2 protein-coding genes are annotated in these 2,515 nt (G+C 66.6%); both read left to right on the top strand.

The window, feature by feature from the left end; genetic code table 11:
- Positions 1-255 precede the first annotated feature (255 nt).
- Entirely contained in the window at positions 256-474 is a 219-nt protein-coding gene (locus KDH09_19920; GenBank protein MCB0221975.1) for a DUF1049 domain-containing protein, read from the top strand.
- A gap of 144 nt (positions 475-618) precedes the next feature.
- Positions 619-2,515 (top strand): tRNA uridine-5-carboxymethylaminomethyl(34) synthesis enzyme MnmG (gene mnmG, locus KDH09_19915; protein ID MCB0221974.1); only part of this gene is annotated, 1,897 nt, incomplete at its 3' end.

The following is a 2,515-nucleotide window of genomic DNA, read 5'->3' as shown; positions in this document are numbered from 1 at the left end:
GTCGGTACGTGGTCTATTCAGTGACTGACTATACCTATGAAAGATTGGTCAAACTGACGCCCAACCCGCTCTACCCGTTCCCGGCCCCCTAGCGTTAGCCCCCTTGACCCCGCCCGGACCGGACCACCCGTGATCCTCTCCCTAACCCTGCAACGCCCGTGCCGGGGCGCTCCCCCAGGGCGGGCATCCCCCTTGCTAATCCTATCGGGCAGATCAATCATGGAGGGGCCGCTGCTCGCGAGGGAGGTCTGACCCATGAAATTCAAGATGATCGCGCCGCTGATCGTGTTCGGACTGTTCATTGCCGTGATTGCGCAGAACAGCCAGGCGGTCTCCGTTCGTTTTCTCATGTGGGAGAGCAATCTCTCTCTCATTATCCTGCTGCTTTTCACCGCGCTGTTTGGGTTCGGCTGCGGATTCGTCCTGGCGCTCTCAACGCGTCGCACGGACAAGGCCGCCGACCAGGAAAAGTAAGGCGGATCGTCGTCGGCGCGAGCTGACCAAGCCTCGCCAGCCCGGGCGGCCTGTCCCGGGCTTGGCTGAGCGGCCTGGTGGCAGGGAACTCAGAGTCAGCCAACTTGCCAATTCTCCCCAGAACCAGCCAACCTCGGCCTCCGTATGGACGCGCGCAGCGCACAATTCGAAATCGTCGTCGTGGGCGGCGGGCACGCCGGGATCGAGGCGGCGCTCGCCTGCGCGCGCATGGGGCGGCAGGTTGCGCTGGTGACCGCGCGGCGTGAGGCGATCGGCCTCATGAGCTGCAACCCGGCGATCGGGGGGCAGGGCAAGGGCCAGCTCGTGCGGGAGGTCGATGCGCTGGGCGGCGAGATGGGGCGCGCCGCCGATGAGGCGGGCATCCAGTTCCGGCGCCTGAACCTCAGCAAGGGCCCGGCCGTGTGGAGCTCGCGGGCGCAGTGCTGCCGGCGGCTCTACCGCGAGTCCATGGTGCGGCGCGTTTCGGGACAGGAAAACCTCACCATCGTCGAGGGGCTGGCCGCGCGGATCCTCACAGACAAAGGACGCGTGAGCGGCGTTGCGCTCGAAGACGGCAGCACGCTCTCCTGCCGCGCGGCGGTCATTACAACCGGGACCTTCCTGCGCGGGCTCATGCACACCGGGCAGAGCCGGACCCCCGGCGGGCGCGTGGGGGACGTGGCGGCCAACTCGCTCTCGGGAAGTTTGAGTGAGCTGGGCTTTCCGCTGCTGCGGCTCAAGACGGGAACGCCCGCGCGGCTGGACACGCGCACCATCGATTACGCAAAGACCGAGCGGCAGGACGGCGATGAGAACCCGGTGCCGTTCTCTCTATCGACCGAGCGCATCCGCCAGCAGCAGATTCCCTGCTGGATCACCTATACGAACGAACGCACCCACGAAATCATTGCGAGCGCGTTTGATCGCTCGCCGCTCTTCAACGGCCAGATCTCGGGCACGGGGCCGCGCTATTGCCCGAGCATCGAGGACAAGGTCTTCCGCTTCCGCGACAAGGATCGCCACCAGATTTTTCTGGAGCCCGACGGCCTGGGCACCGACGAGGTCTATCCCAACGGGCTCTCCACCTCGCTGCCCGCCGACGTGCAGCTCGCATTCCTTCGCACCATTCCCGGTCTCGAAAAGGTTGAGATGCTGAAAGTCGGCTACGCCGTCGAGTACGACGCCGTGCCGCCGACCGAGCTGAAAAACACGCTGGAGACCCGCCGTGTTCCCGGGCTCTTCCTGGCCGGGCAGATCAACGGCACCTCGGGCTACGAGGAAGCGGCCGGGCAGGGGATGGTCGCCGGCGTCAACGCCGCGCTCTTTGTCAAAGATGCGGGCGAGTTCACCCTGCGCCGCGACGAGGCCTACATCGGCGTGATGATCGACGACCTCGTAACCAAGGGCGTCTCAGAGCCCTACCGCATGTTCACCAGCCGCGCCGAGTGGCGCCTCCACCTGCGCGAGGACAACGCCGACCTGCGCCTGCGCGAGCACGGGCGCAAACTCGCTCTGGTTGGTGACGCCGAGTGGGCGGCGTTTTGCGTCAGGCGCGAGGCCATCGAGAAAGAGCGCGCGCGCCTGGAAGCAGCGCGCATCTTCCCGACTCCCGAGAACCAGGCGCGCGTCGAGGCGCTCGGCACCGCCGCGCCCAAGAAGCCGGTGACGCTCTGGGAGCTGATGACAAGGCCGGAGCTGGGCTACGAGAAAATCGCGCCGCTCGATGAGCAGCCGGGCCTTCGCGCGCCGGTGGAGGGATTGAGTGAGAACTCACGGCGCGCCGCGACAGAACAGCTCGAAGTGCAGGCGCGCTACCACGGCTATCTCGAAACCGAGCGCGAACAGATCGCGCGCCTTCGAAAGAGCGAAGCGCTGCGCCTTCCCGAATATCTCGACTACGCCGCCGTCGCCGGGCTCACCCACGAAGTGCGCGAGCGCCTCAACGGCGCCAGGCCGCGCTCGCTGGGCCAGGCCTCGCGCCTGCCGGGCGTCACGCCCGCCGCGCTCTCGGTGCTCATGGTGCACCTAAAAAAAACCGCTG

It is taken from the genome of Chrysiogenia bacterium, from assembly GCA_020434085.1.
GTDB lineage: Bacteria > JAGRBM01 > JAGRBM01 > JAGRBM01 > JAGRBM01 > JAGRBM01.
Note: the sequence above shows the minus strand (reverse complement) of the source record. Positions and strands in the feature narration are given on the sequence as shown.

Excerpts from the sequence above, each read along its gene's own strand:
- KDH09_19920 (MCB0221975.1), top strand. The coding sequence starts at position 256 with ATGAAATTCAAGATGATCGCGCCGCTGATCGTGTTCGGACTGTTCATT.